Raw genomic sequence first — 12,988 nt, forward strand, 5'->3', positions numbered from 1 at the left:
AGGTCACAGGGCGCGGCTTGCTCATGCCAACCCGCTACCAGACTGCCCTCACTCCGTGAATCCCGCCGCAGCCATTTGCGCAACAGAGTCGTGACAGGCGGATTGCTGTTGATCGTTTTCGTAATTTTTGAACCGTCCTCTCTTGCAGACGTATTCTCTCAGCGCATGACACTCACAAAATTACTCTGCCTTTCTGTGAGTGGCCAGATAGAAAGCGCTCAGAATAACAATCAAAGCGCTCATCCAGAAATTGGCTCTTAGCCCGAAGTGATCGACTATCGCGCCTCCAAGACTTGAACCGATCGCAATGGCAACCTGCGCGGTAAAAGTGAACATGGCGGTGGCAGCTTCCGAATGTTCGGTCTCGATACTGCGGTGCCACGTATTCAGGCACAGTGGCAGAGCTCCCCAAGCGACGGCCCAGAGAAGAATGAGCACCGTTTCAAACTTTGGAAAGATCAGCAGCACCGGCAGGAGCAGAAAGAGTATTGCCAGCGATATTTTCGAAGCAAAAGCGTTGCTTTAAGATTATTTTTCAAAAAGCGGCTGGCCACAAGGTTAGATGCAAACCCGATAGCACCATAAACCAATAACAGGAGCGTCACAGCCGCCGAAGGAATACCTGCTTCGGGGATGAGAGGGGTCAGGTAAGTATAAGCTGCAAAATGCGCCGCAAAAAACGGCAGCAATCATAACGATACTTTTCCGTGCTTCGGGTAGTCTGACGAATGCTTTGAAGTCAGTGAGCCGGACATGGCTTTCCGCTGGAACAGTTGGAAGCATTCTCCACTGCATGACTAAAGCGGCAATAGCGATGATTGCGGCGGCCACGAATGCACCGCGCCAGGATGAGTACTCGGCTACAAGAGATCCCATTGGAACCCCAAGGATCATGGCTGCCGTGACCCCTGCAAAAACAGCTGCTGCTGCCTTATGCGCTTTTTGCTTGGCAACGAGTTCTACGGCAACAGAGAGGCCCATGGCCCAGAATGCACCAAGACTGATACCGACCAGTGCCCGGCTGAGCAGCATCACTGCAAATGTCGGTGCCATGGTGGCAGTAAGGCAACCTGCGAGCAGAATAAGGGAGAGCCATAAAATAATCCTGCGACGATCTGTGCGTCCGGAAAACAGCATGACTCCGGGAGCAGAAAGTGCTGCCATCATTCCAGGAACTGTCATGGTAAGCCCCGCCGTTCCCGGACTTACAGAAAATGTTCTCGAAATATGAAGCAGGATACCTACAGGAAGAAATTCGGTGGTGACTGACGCAAATGATCCCAACGCCAGAGACAGAACGGCCAATCTCTGGTGACCGGAAGAAAGCTCCCGAGAAGTCAAATGCTGCATGATGGGAACATTTTTGCTGAAACTTCAGGTTGAAAAAATATATTCCGAGATAACGCACTAATAATACAAAACAAAATAATTAAGTATTTACTGAGTGTGAAGTAATTATATTTATTTATGCACCAATTCCCATATTAATTCAGATATGAACAATCTACACGACGTGGATACAGCGTTGGCATCTTTCAGATATTTTTCTATCTTAAAATCGAAGGGTCTGCATGGCTATAGAGTTTTTCGTCAAAATATTTGTGAGCAAATTTCAGTAATGAATATCTATTAATTCTATCATTCTCATGAAATACTCTAGTGTATGAAGTGGCTCGGAAAATCTCGGATTTTTTACGAAAGAAGAAAGATAATCGCCCTCACATCTGGTGCGATGGTGAGTTGTCTGATCGGTGCCGAGGCATACCGCATGCACTTACCTGACAGGAGGTCTTCCATGGCAGATCAGAATGCCCAAACTTTGAGACTTATTTTCCCTCAGTGGCAGGGCGGCGATAATCCTCCCTATTATCTGGGATCAAAACTTCTGGCCTAGCTGGCTCCTCCTTCTGCTGGCCCTGTTGAGGAGGTTCCGGTTGGCGCTCCGACTGACGTCCCTTTGCCAGTCGAAGACGGAATGCGTGGACGCAGTGTTCTGCTGAAACAGATTCAGGAAGCCCGGAAAATCATTGAACGCCGTCAACCGAAGTCACTGGCGGTTCTGGGTGGGGACTGTCTTGTCTCGCTCGTGCCTTTTTCGTGGCTTTCAGAACGCTATGGCGACAGGCTGGGTGTGCTCTGGATTGATACTCATCCAGACGTTCAGACCCCAAAGCAGTATACGAACGCACATGCGCACGTTCTGGGGGCTCTGTTAGGCCATGGAGACCCCGACCTGACCAGGGCAGTGACGAAGCCGGTTCCTGCAAAGAATGTGATGATTGCAGGCATCCACGACCCACTTGCGTTCGAAGCTCAGTTCATCGCAGATCATGGATTGCGGACATGTTCACCCCAGCAGGTGCGGGATGGCGCACAGCCCGTCATGGAATGGCTAAAAGACAGTCAGATCGAAGTGCTTGCCATTCATCTGGATCTGGATGTGCTGGATCCGCACAACTTCCGTTCTCTACTGTTTGCAAAGCCGGGTCGTGGAAAGCATGATTTCTGAGATGTTGCCGAAGGCAAGCTCAACATCCCTGATGTTCTGAAACTGATTCAGGAAGTGGCAACCGAAAAAGAAGTGGTCGGTATGACAATTGCCGAGCACATGCCTTGGGATGCGGTAAACCTGCAGGAAATGCTCAAACAGCTTCCTCTTATCGGCAGTTAAACCTTCGCGCCAGAAAGCCTGTATTCTTAAGAGCAGGCTTTCTCATTTTACTTTCATTTCCTCGACAAACAGCGACAGAGGCATCGAATATCGATGGTGTCGGGGGTAGAAGAGATGAAACCCCAAATGCGTCGGACAGAATGGCTCCAGAACTGATATCAGTTTGCCATTCTGGATATGTTCTTCTGCAACAATTTTAGGAATATAGGCGAGGCCGATGCCGTCTAGGCAGGCATCCCGGGCGCCGAACACATTGTTGCATACAAATTGGCCGACGGGCTGAAACTTCAGGTCTTTTCCCTTCTGTCTGAAGCGCCACGGATAAATCTTTCCGTGGGTTGGCAGGCGAACAGCGATACAGTTGTGCTCTTGCAGACGAGCCGGAATTTTGGGGGTGACATGACTTTTGAAATAGGTCGGAGACCCAACAACCGCAAATTGGATGTCAGGCGATACAGGCACTGAAATCATGCCCTGTGTCACCAGTTCTCCAAGGCGCACGCCCGCATCGAAGCGTTCATCCACGATATCAATAAGGCGCAGATCCGTTGAGATCTCAAGGGAGATTTCGGGGTAGTTCTTTAGAAAATCTGCAATACGGGGTCGAAGAAAGAATCCCAGAGATTCATCTGTCACTGTGATCCGGATATTGCCTCTGGGGCATTTACGGAATTCATCAAGACTGGCCATCCGGTTCTCGATTTCGTCGAAAAGCGGCTGAATATTTTGCAGGAGATAGTCTCCCGCAGGCGTGGGAACGACACGCCGTGTTGTTCTCGTCAGAAGGGTGACACCCAGTCGTTCCTCCAGAAGACGCATGGTGTGACTTATTGCGGATGGCGTAACACCTCTGCGGGCCGCCGCCTTTGTGAAGCTCCGTTCTTGGGCAACTGCCAAAAAAGAAAGTAGTTCGCTGAAATTTTCTCGTGACACTTGCTGACCAGAACCCTGTTTTATCCCTTGTTATCACTGACAATCTTAACATCAAATGTCTTTGGGATCACGGTGTATCCTGATCATGAATGACTGGCTTTTGCTCTTCATCTGGGATCCCTCTGGCTTCTTAGACGTCCGTTTTTCTATATCTTTTGTGCGACAGGAGACGTGCCGTCCTCCCCCCTTTACTGACGAAGCACAGACATCAATCACAATGATGTCGTTGGGCGAGACGACTCTAGTTAGTGATCCGGCTCGGTGTCAGTTTGCATATCGTCGCTCATTCACGATTGACCCATACCCACAGAAACAGACGAGAGTGAGCTAGTTGTTCGTTCGATCTGCCTACCGTGATGCTATTGCGTACTGCTTTGGCGTAACCCCGAAATGTCGACGAAACTGATTGATTAAGTGGCTCTGGTCATAAAAGCCAACGCTCGTCGCCGTTTGCGCGGCACTGACGCCTCGGGCGAGCAGGGTCTTGGCGTGACTAAGCCGAATTTGTGTCAGGAATTGATGGACGGACAGTCCTGTCGCCGCACGAAAACTGCGCATGAGATGATATTGGCTGATCCCAACGACTGAAGCGACCTCATCAATGCTCAGAGGTTCACGGAATTCATCTGCGAGAAATGTCTGTGCCTTTCGGATATCGGCAGAACGCGATGCAGCTTTGACCGATCGTCCTGTGCGTTCGCCATAGCGTGCGATGACATGACCCAGCGCTTCATAGACAGCACATTGCCGCTCGAGCGGATCCTGAGACTGTGAGGCGAGCAACGAGGTCTGTAAGAACCTATCGGCGAGGTCCGTGTTCTGGCGAAGAAGGTCAAGTCCAAAATCGAGGTTGCCCGCCCCCGGCAAGATATCTGCCGCTAGCACGTCGATGAACTGGGCAGTTGGATAGAAAGCGCAGTAATCCCACCCGAGATCGCATTCTACGGCTTCGCCAGTATGCACTTCTCCCGGTGGGATAATCATGACGGTACCTGGCTCAGCGACGCCTTGATAGCGCGCAATGCGGTGTCGTTGAGCGCCGCGAACGAACGCGGCAATGACGAATTCATCATGCGAGTGCGCAGGATAGCGATAATCGAAGCAGGATGCCCGCAGCACATCCATCCCACCCTGCAGGCTGGAATCACGCCACAATTTCAACCTGTCTCGGGGGTTCGCCATCGATCCTTCATCCCAATCTGTGCCCTGTGACGCATCAGAGCAGGATTTTCCAATCCTGTCCCGAATGCATCGATTAGTCAGGATACAGATTATTATGGAGATGAGCGATCAGACATGAATGAGATTTCATCTCAGCGCCCTTTACGCCAGAAGACTATCGGCATTCTCGGCGGCATGAGCAATCAGGCGACTGGCGAATATTATCGGATGCTTAACGAGCAACTGAACCAGCACCTCGGCGGCTGGGATAATGGTGAGATCATCATCGCATCGGTTAATTTTGGGAACATCCAGTCTTTCGTGCGTGAAGATCGCTGGGAAGAAGCCGCGGCCTATCTGGAGGACAAGATCCTGCGTCTTGAAGCGGCAGGTGTTGATGTCATCGCCTGCGTCTCCAACACCATGCACCGCGTTGTCGAGCCTGCCATGGTGGGACGCACGACGCCGTTCATCCATATCGCCGATCCGACCGGCGAAGCCATACGCAAGGCCGAGATAGGCCGCGTAGCCTTGCTGGGCACGATGCCGGTCATGCAATCGGAAGCGCTACGCAAACGCTATCGCGAGAAATTTGGTGTAGAGGTGATTGTCCCGAACGAGACCGACAAGGAGATTGTCGATCGCATCATCTTTGACGAATTGGTTCGTGGTGATCTGAGGCCGGAATCCAAGGCCGAATATCTCCGTGTGGTTGAAGCACTGCGGGCCGAGGGCGCGGAAGGCGTAATTCTGGGTTGCACCGAGATATTCCTGCTTATCAACCAGCCAGATTTTCAAGACTTCCCTGTCTTTGATACGACCGCTCTGCATATTCAGGCCATCGTAGACTTTGCTCTGGAAAAATAACTGCTCACCGTGACCTGTGAAGAAACGACACCGACATTCAGGAGAGAATAATATGCACATGATCGGCCTTATCGGGGGCATGAGCTGGGAAAGCTCCGCAGAATATTACCGCATCATCAACGAAGGCGTTCGCAATCAGCGTGGGCCAACGGCATCCGCACCCTGCCTGCTCTGGTCTTTCGACTTTTCCGAGATCGAGGCGCTTCAGCATAAAGGGGACTGGGAAGGCCTGACCGCAAAAATGGTCGATGCGGCGCAGCGGCTCGAAGCTTGTGGAGCCAAGGTTCTGCTGATCTGCACCAACACCATGCATCGCATGGCCCCTGCTGTACAGGCGGCGGTCAGCATTCCGCTCCTGCACATTGCTGATCCAACAGCAGAGCGGATCAAGGCCGCAGGTTTTTCGAGAGTTGGCCTGCTGGGCACGGCTTTCACGATGGAGCATGATTTCTACAAAGGTCGCCTGATCAACAACCATGGTCTCGACCTCATCGTGCCAAACGACGAGGATCGCGCTACCGTTCACCGCATTATTTATGAAGAGCTGGTGGCAGGCCAGATCAAGGAGTCATCCCGCGCAGCCTACAAAGCAGTCATTGCCCGTTTAGTCGAAGCGGGTGCAGAAGCCATCATTCTGGGCTGTACCGAAATCATGCTGCTGGTAAGGCCCGAGGACAGTAGTGTGCCGATCTTTGACACCACAGTGCTCCACGCTGAGGCCGCGATAGAGTACACACTCAAAGATTGACGATTTCGCATCCGTTATACGATTGACGTACTGGCAAGTCAGGTCAGGGAATATGAGAATGAAATCCGTCTGGGTACTGTTCCTCGCGATTTACCTTCTGGCCTCACCCGCTGGCGCGCAAACGATCAAAACCGATTATCCCGCCTGCAACCTGATGGCGCAACACGAACTTGTCGGCACTGTTGGAGCCGAGATCACGGATCCGCAACAGGCGCATATTGCGGAACGCGCTAACATCCTTCAGGCGGACATTGGAACCGCCCGCAAGGCGCGCCGCATTTCACAACGACTGGCCGATCGTCTGTGGCGCAAGGTTGAGACTGTTCGTACGAATGCGAACACCCTCAAGCGCAATCAAACACTTCTGGGTGCGACAGAACGCGCATCTTATGACCGGCAACTTGATAGCATTGCTGGCACGTTATGCCGCTGACGGTATGGAAATTAGAACGTCTAAAGAAGCGCTATTTTCCGCAATAAGCCAACTTTCAGTTCCCTCCCCCAAGAACAAAATACGCATTCAGCCGATGGAATTGGAAAGACTTTCATTGGTTTCGTTCAGTAATGGGACAGCATATGAAGGAAGGCAATGCACAGGTCGAATTGGGCTATGGGCTCGTGCAATACATGATGGCAACCGATGAGAGCATGTGTGGTTGCGGGTAATCAGGTACAGAAACAAATTTCGTTACCCTAACGCACGAACCTCGACAACCATATAAAAATTCGTCATTTCATTTATGAATTTGAGAGATAGCTTCATACGAAATATATTGACTAATCATTGAAGTAAATCAGCTTTTAAATTTCACACCCGGCAACTCGAAACAAGGACGAAGGTGTGACAGAAACATTTTCCGGCAAGATCGCCTTCGTAACCGGTTCGGGTGCGGGAATGGGGCTGGCACCTGCACAGACCTTTGCCCGTGCAGGCGCGTCAGTAGCGCTTGCAGATGTCAATCCAGATGCGGCTAACCGAAGCCGCCCGATCCCTTATTCCTGAAAGAGCGACTGCCTTAGCCATGCGGTGCGATGTCGCTGTTGAACACGATGTTGCCGCCACTACCCAGATCAATGCGGTCTGCCCGGGTGTCATTCAAACGCCCATGCTGGACGGGCTGACCGCCGGAGATGAAGCGGCAAAAGCGGAGCTAATCAAAGCGCAGCCGATCGGACGTTTAGGCAAACCCGAGGAAATTGCGGACGCGCTGCTCGGGCTTTGCAGTTCACGTGCCAGCCTTGTGCTCGGGCACGCGCTTTCTGTCGCTGGCGGCTACTCCGCTCAGTAAATCAACCCTTGCAATAAACAACACGTAGAAAGTTCGACACATGCCCGATACTCCTTCACCCGCCCGTAAGGCTTTTGGTGATATCGCTCCCGGCCTTGCCGACTACACAGATCATGTTCTGTTCGGTGATGTCTGGGAACGGCCAGGTCTTGCCCCACGTGAGCGCTGTATTGTGACAGTCAGCAGTCTGATCTCGCTTTATCGCACCAACGAACTGGGTTTTCATATCCGTAAGGCGCTCGCCACCGGCGTCACCAAAGCGGAGATCATCGAGATTATTACGCATCTCGCCTTCTATTCCGGGTGGCCCACGGCATCCGCCGCTCTGACCATCGCGCGCGGCGTTTTTGACGAGCAGAAAGGCTGAATTCATGACGCAAAATGTTCAGGGGACAATCGTCGTTGTCACGGGTGCCCGCAGTGGACTTAGTGAGGCCACAGTTTACTCCGCGACCAAAACAGCTGTTCGGGTCATCTCCAAAGGTCTGCGTCAGGACGTTAAACCCTATAATCTTCGTCCGACCAGACAGGACTACTGAGTATTATGCAGCCCTTCATTATCTGCCATATGATCAGCTCAATTGATGGTCGCATTGTGCCTGATCGTTGGACTATTCCCGTTGATGGGGTTAATCGAGACAGTCTCGTCAACCAGTATTATGATGTTGAAAAGACATACGATGCCGATGGCTGGATTATCGGACGAGCAACTGCCTCTGAACATTTTGTAAAGACGACCGAGCCGTGGAAAGGCACCACCAACCAGTTTCCACGAGAACCTTATGTGGCACAAAACCTGACCGAACGCCTCGCGATCTTTATGACCCGCACGGCAAGTTGCAATATGAGCGTTCTGATATTGAAGAAGACGGCATTGTTGCAGTCCTTGCAGATAATGTTGCTGACGATTATCTGCAAACATTACGCGACAATGGTATCTCTTATTGTTTTGCTGGGCCAGATGGACGTAACATTCAAAAAGCCGGTGCAGTTCTAAGAAATACATTTAGACGTCGTAAACTGCTGCTCGAAGGTGGGGGCTTGATTAATGGTGCCTTCCTGCAAGCAGGAACCATTAACGAAATCAGTTTAATGATTTATCCAGGGATCGATGGTGTATCAGGAATTGCCAGTAGCTTCGACTGGGTTTGTGCAACAGACAATCAACCAGCGCGTGGGCAAGCCTTAAGCCTTCTACATGTTGAAAAACGCGATAACGGTGTTCTATGGTTGAGATATAAAATAGAAAAAACAATTTCTTGAATAAGGTTTTTTATTTCCTGTAGCGTAGAGCTTCCACAATCAAACGGAAGGCCGCAGACGATTGGCGGCGGCTTGGGTAATAGAGATGATATCCGGGAAAAGCCGGGCACCAGTCTTCCAAAACACGTATCAAACGCCCCTCCTCCAGATATGCCGCTATCTGGTCTTCCATAACACAGGCCAGACCAAAACCATCCAGCGCCGCCTGACGGATCATTGGCACATTATTGAACGTTAGTTGTCCATCCACACGCACACGCAGCGCCCGTTTCCCCTTTTCCAGCTCCCACGCATAAACACCGCCAGAGGTCGGAAGACGCAGATTGATACAGGTATGCTGGGATAAGTCCTGTGGTTTTCTTGGGATAGGATGCCGCTCAAAATAGGACGGTGTCCCGACGACGGCCATACGCAAAGGAGGTCCGATAGGAACCGCAATCATGTCGCGGGCAATTGTTTCCTCAAGGCGTACCCCGGCATCAAAACGTTCGGCAACAATATCGGTTAGACTGGCATCGATCGCCAGTTCAACATGCAAATCCGGATAATTGGGCAGAATTTTAGCAAGTGCTGGCCACAGCAGCGTCTTGGCGGCATGTTCGGAAGTCGTAATCCGGACTGTGCCTGATGGTCTCTCAGAAAGTTCGCTGAGGGAGGAAATTTCACCACTGATTGTGTCGAGCGCTGGCACAAGTGTTGTTAACAGACGTTCGCCCGCTTCCGTCGGGGCAACCCGGCGGGTCGTGCGTGTAAGAAGCCTGACATTCAGACGAGTTTCCAGTCGACGGATCGTATGGCTCAACGTGGATTGGGACGTACCAAGTTTCGCAGCTGCCCGTGTAAAACTCTGTTCTTCCGCGACCACCATGAACGCATTGAGATCGACCAGTTCCTCGCGACGCATTTATGAACTCCAAGCATAAGATCAAGCTGATCATAGCATCTAATCATGGAAATGACCTCATGCTTTGATGTCTGATGAACCTATTGGGTGGTGTTTTGCCCGTTAGGCACTCTTTGAAGGAGACTATGTATGGATATCCGTCGTCCTGGTTTCAAACCCTCCGTTAAAGGATCGGCCGAATGGTTTACCGGCGCTGTCCGGGTCGATGCGCCCTTTTCTGGTAGTGGTGCGCTTGCCTGCGCGACCGTCACTTTTGAGCCGGGCGCACGCACGGCCTAGCACACACACCCGCTCGGCCAGACTCTCCTCATCACTGAAGGCTTCGGCTGGGTTCAGCGTGAGGGCGGACCAATCGAAGATGTGCACCCCGGTGATATCGTCTGGTTTGAACCTGAGGAGAAGCATTGGCATGGTGCATCGCCAGAATGTGCTATGACCCATATCGCCATCACTGAAGCGAAAGACGGTAAATCTGTGGACTGTATGGAGTATGTCAGCAACGAACAGTATCGCCGCTGAAGTCCTAAAGGCATAAGACCTCGACCTGTACTGCAATCGGAAAATTCTATTGGGGAGTGGGGCAGTCATGACTATTACAGAACCCAGCACATTCCACTGGCAAACAGCGTATGGAAGCCATTGGGCCTGATTTCGGCGACAGCATTTTCTCTAAGTCCGGCGCCAAATGGCAATCATGCAATCTGCGAATGTGTTTTTGAAGGAGAAAGCGCGCACAGAAAACTGCCAACTCCTGTTAATGCGACCACCCAGCCCATAGGCCATGGAGTACCATCGGCAAAAAACCCGATCAGGCCGGAGCCAAGTATGCCGCTCCCATATTGCGCCGCACCCACAAATGCTGAAACCGACCCTGATCGTGCGGGAGAAACGTTAAGAGCGCCAGAAATCGAATTGGCAACAATAAAACCGGTCGCCGAGGCAAAGATGAAAAGTGGAACAATCAGTCCCCATAATCCTCCGTAGCCGCCCCACGCCGCGAGGGCTACCAGTATGCCTGCTGCGGCAGCCTGAAACGTTCCGAACCGGAGCATGCGATCACTGCCGATCCTGTGCGCCAGTCTGGCATTGAGCATGTTCGTTGCCATAATTCCAAGAATACCGGCACCGAACAGCAGACCATAATAACGCGGCGGCACATGATAGAAAGAAATATAGGCGAACGGCGTTCCCGCGACATAGGCGAACATCCCGCTATAAAAAAATGCTCCCGCACCCGTATAAGCCAGAAGACGTGGGGTCGTCAGAAGTTCGGCGTAGCGCAGGAATGCGCGCGAGAGTGGTTCGTGGTGACGTCTGGTAGGCGGCAGTGTCTCAGGCAGAGTGAAAATCGCTACAAGCGTGGCAATGCCGACAAAAGCCAGCACGCCAAAGACCGCCCGCCAGCCACCGATCGACAGGATCTGCGCCCCCACGATTGGTCCAAGTAGCGGAGCAATGGCCATAACGGTAATCAGCGTTGACAACATGCGGACTGCGTGATGGCCTTCATACAGGTCCCGCACCATCGCACGGGACAGCACCACCCCTGCGGAGGCCCCCAGAGCCTGAACAACCCGCCATACGATCAGACTGCCGATACTTCCGGCCCAAGCACACAGGACAGAACCGATGATGAAGATCACGATCCCGGTCGCAACCGGCACACGCCGCCCGTAACGGTCACTCACAGGCCCCCAGAAGAGCTGCCCAAGGCTGAACCCGACCAGATAGCCGGACACGGTCCACTCGACTGCTCCGGGAGAGGCCAGCAGTGCCTGCCCCATGGCAGGCATGGTCGGCAGGTAAATGTCTGTCGAGATCGATGCAAAGCCCATCAGAAGGCTCAACACCCCCAGAGTCCACCAGCGAGCCTCACGACTGGACCTGCATTCTGGTGCGGTGATGCTGGCCTTTACAGGCACACTCTTGCTCAAGGTCAGGATACGTTCCGTTTATTCATGAATGACTGGGGCGAACTGGCAAAGCATCCCTTGCTCCAGTTCTGGTTTGGCTGAAGATAAAGGCGTTTTCGTCGATCAGTTCAGCGTCGACATATCAACGACGAAGCGATAGCGCACATCATTGCGCTCCAGCCGTTCAAGCGCTGTATTGATCTCATCTGCGCGGATAAGTTCAATATCGGCAGTAATCTGATGTTCTGCGCAGAATTCCAGCATTTCCTGCGTCTCCGCGATACCACCGATGTTGGAGCCAGAAAAACTGCGGCGTCCCACGACGACATTGAACGCACCAACTTCTAGCGGTTCGGGAGGAAGGCCTACAAGCACCATGCTCCCATCAATCGCGAGCAACTGGAGATACATGTTAACATCGTGCTTCGCGGAGACCGTGTCGAGCAGCATATCGACCTTGGACGCAAAACGTTTCATTTGCTCGGGATCAGTCGAGAGAACTGCATCATGAGCCCCCAGCCTTCTGGCGTCCTCCATTTTTTCTGGTGATGTCGTGAACACCACGACATGCGCCCCCATTGCTCTGGCGATCCTGATGGCAACATGCCCCAAGCCGCCGATCCCTATGATGCCAACAACCTTGCCGGCTCCCGCGTTCCAGTGTTTCAGCGGGGAATACACCGTAATCCCCGCACAGAGCAGCGGGGCCGCAGCGGCAGGGGCCAGTGTATCGGGCATACGCAAGGTATAGTACTCCTTGCATACATAGCTTTGCGAAAAGCCCCCATATGTCATCCCGCCAAGGTATTTGTCGGGGGAGTTGAAAGAGAATGTCACGCCCGCTTCACAGAACTGTTCCAGATCGTGTCGGCAGGGAGAGCACGTACCACATGAATCCACAATGCAGCCAACTGCTGCCATGTCACCGACCTTGAAGCGTGTGACCGCGCTGCCGATGCCCGTAACGCGTCCGACAATCTCGTGTCCCGGCACCAGAGGATAGTGCGCCATCCCGAAATCATTCTTGATCTGATGAAGATCAGAATGACAGATCCCACAATAAAGTATCTCTATCCTGACATCATCCGGAAGCAGATCCCGACGTGCGATCTGCATGACCGCGAGCGGTTGATCCGCAGCCTGTGTGCCAACGGCCTTGACGGAAGTGGTCATCGGAATCCTCGCGCGTTATTTCTATGACTATCCGACCGGATGGTGCTGGCAGGGCGACAGAAAGCC

Annotated in this window: 16 protein-coding genes and 1 pseudogene; 10 read left to right on the forward strand and 7 right to left on the reverse strand. The window is 52.4% G+C overall.

Annotation, left to right across the window (positions count from 1 at the left end):
* Positions 1-180: 180 nt before the first annotated feature.
* Together PWM43_RS13755 and PWM43_RS13760 are read right to left on the reverse strand one after the other, a co-directional pair.
* Positions 181-501: an MFS transporter gene (locus PWM43_RS13755; protein ID WP_317134994.1), complete on the reverse strand. Its 321-nt coding sequence runs from the start codon at positions 499-501 to the stop codon at positions 181-183.
* A gap of 57 nt (positions 502-558) precedes the next feature.
* Entirely contained in the window at positions 559-1,350 is a 792-nt protein-coding gene (locus PWM43_RS13760) for an MFS transporter (protein WP_289843098.1), read from the reverse strand.
* Between the two features lie 544 nt (positions 1,351-1,894).
* Here PWM43_RS13760 and PWM43_RS13765 point away from each other — a divergent pair.
* A complete protein-coding gene (locus PWM43_RS13765) occupies positions 1,895-2,509 on the forward strand; it encodes an arginase family protein (protein ID WP_394356093.1) in 615 nt (204 codons plus the stop codon).
* A gap of 204 nt (positions 2,510-2,713) precedes the next feature.
* On the opposite strand, the gene PWM43_RS13770 is transcribed toward PWM43_RS13765, so the two are convergent.
* Positions 2,714-3,604, reverse strand: coding sequence for a LysR family transcriptional regulator (locus tag PWM43_RS13770; RefSeq protein WP_289843100.1), 891 nt, complete (start codon positions 3,602-3,604; stop codon positions 2,714-2,716).
* Between the two features lie 348 nt (positions 3,605-3,952).
* The gene (locus PWM43_RS13775) at positions 3,953-4,786 is read right to left on the reverse strand and encodes a helix-turn-helix transcriptional regulator (protein WP_289843101.1); all 834 of its coding nucleotides are present in this window, start codon (positions 4,784-4,786) and stop codon (positions 3,953-3,955) included.
* A gap of 114 nt (positions 4,787-4,900) precedes the next feature.
* On the opposite strand from PWM43_RS13775, the gene PWM43_RS13780 reads away from it, so the two are divergent.
* The 7 genes from PWM43_RS13780 (at position 4,901) to PWM43_RS13810 (ending at position 8,932) form a co-directional block, all read left to right on the forward strand.
* Positions 4,901-5,632 (forward strand): aspartate/glutamate racemase family protein, encoded by a 732-nt coding sequence (locus tag PWM43_RS13780; RefSeq protein ID WP_289843102.1) that lies wholly within the window; start codon positions 4,901-4,903, stop codon positions 5,630-5,632.
* Between the two features lie 52 nt (positions 5,633-5,684).
* Positions 5,685-6,380, forward strand: a complete 696-nt coding sequence (locus PWM43_RS13785) for an aspartate/glutamate racemase family protein (RefSeq protein ID WP_289843103.1) — start codon at positions 5,685-5,687, stop codon at positions 6,378-6,380.
* Between the two features lie 58 nt (positions 6,381-6,438).
* A complete protein-coding gene (locus PWM43_RS13790; RefSeq protein ID WP_289843104.1) occupies positions 6,439-6,813 on the forward strand; it encodes a hypothetical protein in 375 nt (124 codons plus the stop codon).
* A gap of 520 nt (positions 6,814-7,333) precedes the next feature.
* Entirely contained in the window at positions 7,334-7,669 is a 336-nt protein-coding gene (locus PWM43_RS13795; RefSeq protein WP_289843105.1) for an SDR family oxidoreductase, read from the forward strand.
* A gap of 40 nt (positions 7,670-7,709) precedes the next feature.
* Positions 7,710-8,036 (forward strand): carboxymuconolactone decarboxylase family protein, encoded by a 327-nt coding sequence (locus tag PWM43_RS13800; protein ID WP_289843106.1) that lies wholly within the window; start codon positions 7,710-7,712, stop codon positions 8,034-8,036.
* Between the two features lie 4 nt (positions 8,037-8,040).
* The gene (locus PWM43_RS13805; protein WP_289843107.1) at positions 8,041-8,208 is read left to right on the forward strand and encodes an SDR family NAD(P)-dependent oxidoreductase; all 168 of its coding nucleotides are present in this window, start codon (positions 8,041-8,043) and stop codon (positions 8,206-8,208) included.
* Positions 8,209-8,413: 205 nt separating this feature from the next.
* Complete coding sequence (locus PWM43_RS13810) at positions 8,414-8,932, forward strand: dihydrofolate reductase family protein (protein ID WP_289843108.1); 519 nt, start codon at positions 8,414-8,416, stop codon at positions 8,930-8,932.
* A gap of 10 nt (positions 8,933-8,942) precedes the next feature.
* Here the strand turns inward: PWM43_RS13810 and PWM43_RS13815 are convergent, their stop codons facing one another.
* Positions 8,943-9,836 (reverse strand): LysR family transcriptional regulator, encoded by an 894-nt coding sequence (locus PWM43_RS13815; RefSeq protein WP_289843109.1) that lies wholly within the window; start codon positions 9,834-9,836, stop codon positions 8,943-8,945.
* Positions 9,837-9,965: 129 nt separating this feature from the next.
* On the opposite strand from PWM43_RS13815, the gene PWM43_RS15365 reads away from it, so the two are divergent.
* Both PWM43_RS15365 and PWM43_RS15370 read left to right on the forward strand, forming a co-directional pair.
* Positions 9,966-10,115, forward strand: coding sequence for a cupin domain-containing protein (locus PWM43_RS15365; protein WP_317134993.1), 150 nt, complete (start codon positions 9,966-9,968; stop codon positions 10,113-10,115).
* 12 nt (positions 10,116-10,127) lie between these two features.
* A pseudogene (locus tag PWM43_RS15370) lies at positions 10,128-10,355 on the forward strand (cupin domain-containing protein); the annotation flags it as partial.
* A gap of 173 nt (positions 10,356-10,528) precedes the next feature.
* Here PWM43_RS15370 and PWM43_RS13825 read toward each other — a convergent pair.
* The gene (locus tag PWM43_RS13825; RefSeq protein WP_289843133.1) at positions 10,529-11,758 is read right to left on the reverse strand and encodes a multidrug effflux MFS transporter; all 1,230 of its coding nucleotides are present in this window, start codon (positions 11,756-11,758) and stop codon (positions 10,529-10,531) included.
* A gap of 114 nt (positions 11,759-11,872) precedes the next feature.
* Positions 11,873-12,922, reverse strand: a complete 1,050-nt coding sequence (locus PWM43_RS13830) for an NAD(P)-dependent alcohol dehydrogenase (RefSeq protein WP_289843110.1) — start codon at positions 12,920-12,922, stop codon at positions 11,873-11,875.
* Positions 12,923-12,988 lie beyond the last annotated feature (66 nt).

Origin of the sequence: Brytella acorum (genome assembly GCF_029309905.1) — a bacterium.
GTDB lineage: Bacteria > Pseudomonadota > Alphaproteobacteria > Acetobacterales > Acetobacteraceae > Brytella > Brytella acorum.

Coding starts and splice junctions, on each gene's coding strand:
- PWM43_RS13780 (WP_289843102.1), top strand. CDS start 4,901: ATGAATGAGATTTCATCTCAGCGCCCTTTACGCCAGAAGACTATCGGC.
- PWM43_RS13790 (WP_289843104.1), top strand. CDS start 6,439: ATGAAATCCGTCTGGGTACTGTTCCTCGCGATTTACCTTCTGGCCTCA.
- PWM43_RS13760 (WP_289843098.1), bottom strand. CDS start 1,350: ATGCAGCATTTGACTTCTCGGGAGCTTTCTTCCGGTCACCAGAGATTG.
- PWM43_RS13795 (WP_289843105.1), top strand. CDS start 7,334: ATGTCAATCCAGATGCGGCTAACCGAAGCCGCCCGATCCCTTATTCCT.
- PWM43_RS13785 (WP_289843103.1), top strand. CDS start 5,685: ATGCACATGATCGGCCTTATCGGGGGCATGAGCTGGGAAAGCTCCGCA.
- PWM43_RS13800 (WP_289843106.1), top strand. CDS start 7,710: ATGCCCGATACTCCTTCACCCGCCCGTAAGGCTTTTGGTGATATCGCT.
- PWM43_RS13815 (WP_289843109.1), bottom strand. CDS start 9,836: ATGCGTCGCGAGGAACTGGTCGATCTCAATGCGTTCATGGTGGTCGCG.
- PWM43_RS13775 (WP_289843101.1), bottom strand. CDS start 4,786: ATGGCGAACCCCCGAGACAGGTTGAAATTGTGGCGTGATTCCAGCCTG.
- PWM43_RS13830 (WP_289843110.1), bottom strand. CDS start 12,922: ATGACCACTTCCGTCAAGGCCGTTGGCACACAGGCTGCGGATCAACCG.
- PWM43_RS13805 (WP_289843107.1), top strand. CDS start 8,041: ATGACGCAAAATGTTCAGGGGACAATCGTCGTTGTCACGGGTGCCCGC.
- PWM43_RS15365 (WP_317134993.1), top strand. CDS start 9,966: ATGGATATCCGTCGTCCTGGTTTCAAACCCTCCGTTAAAGGATCGGCC.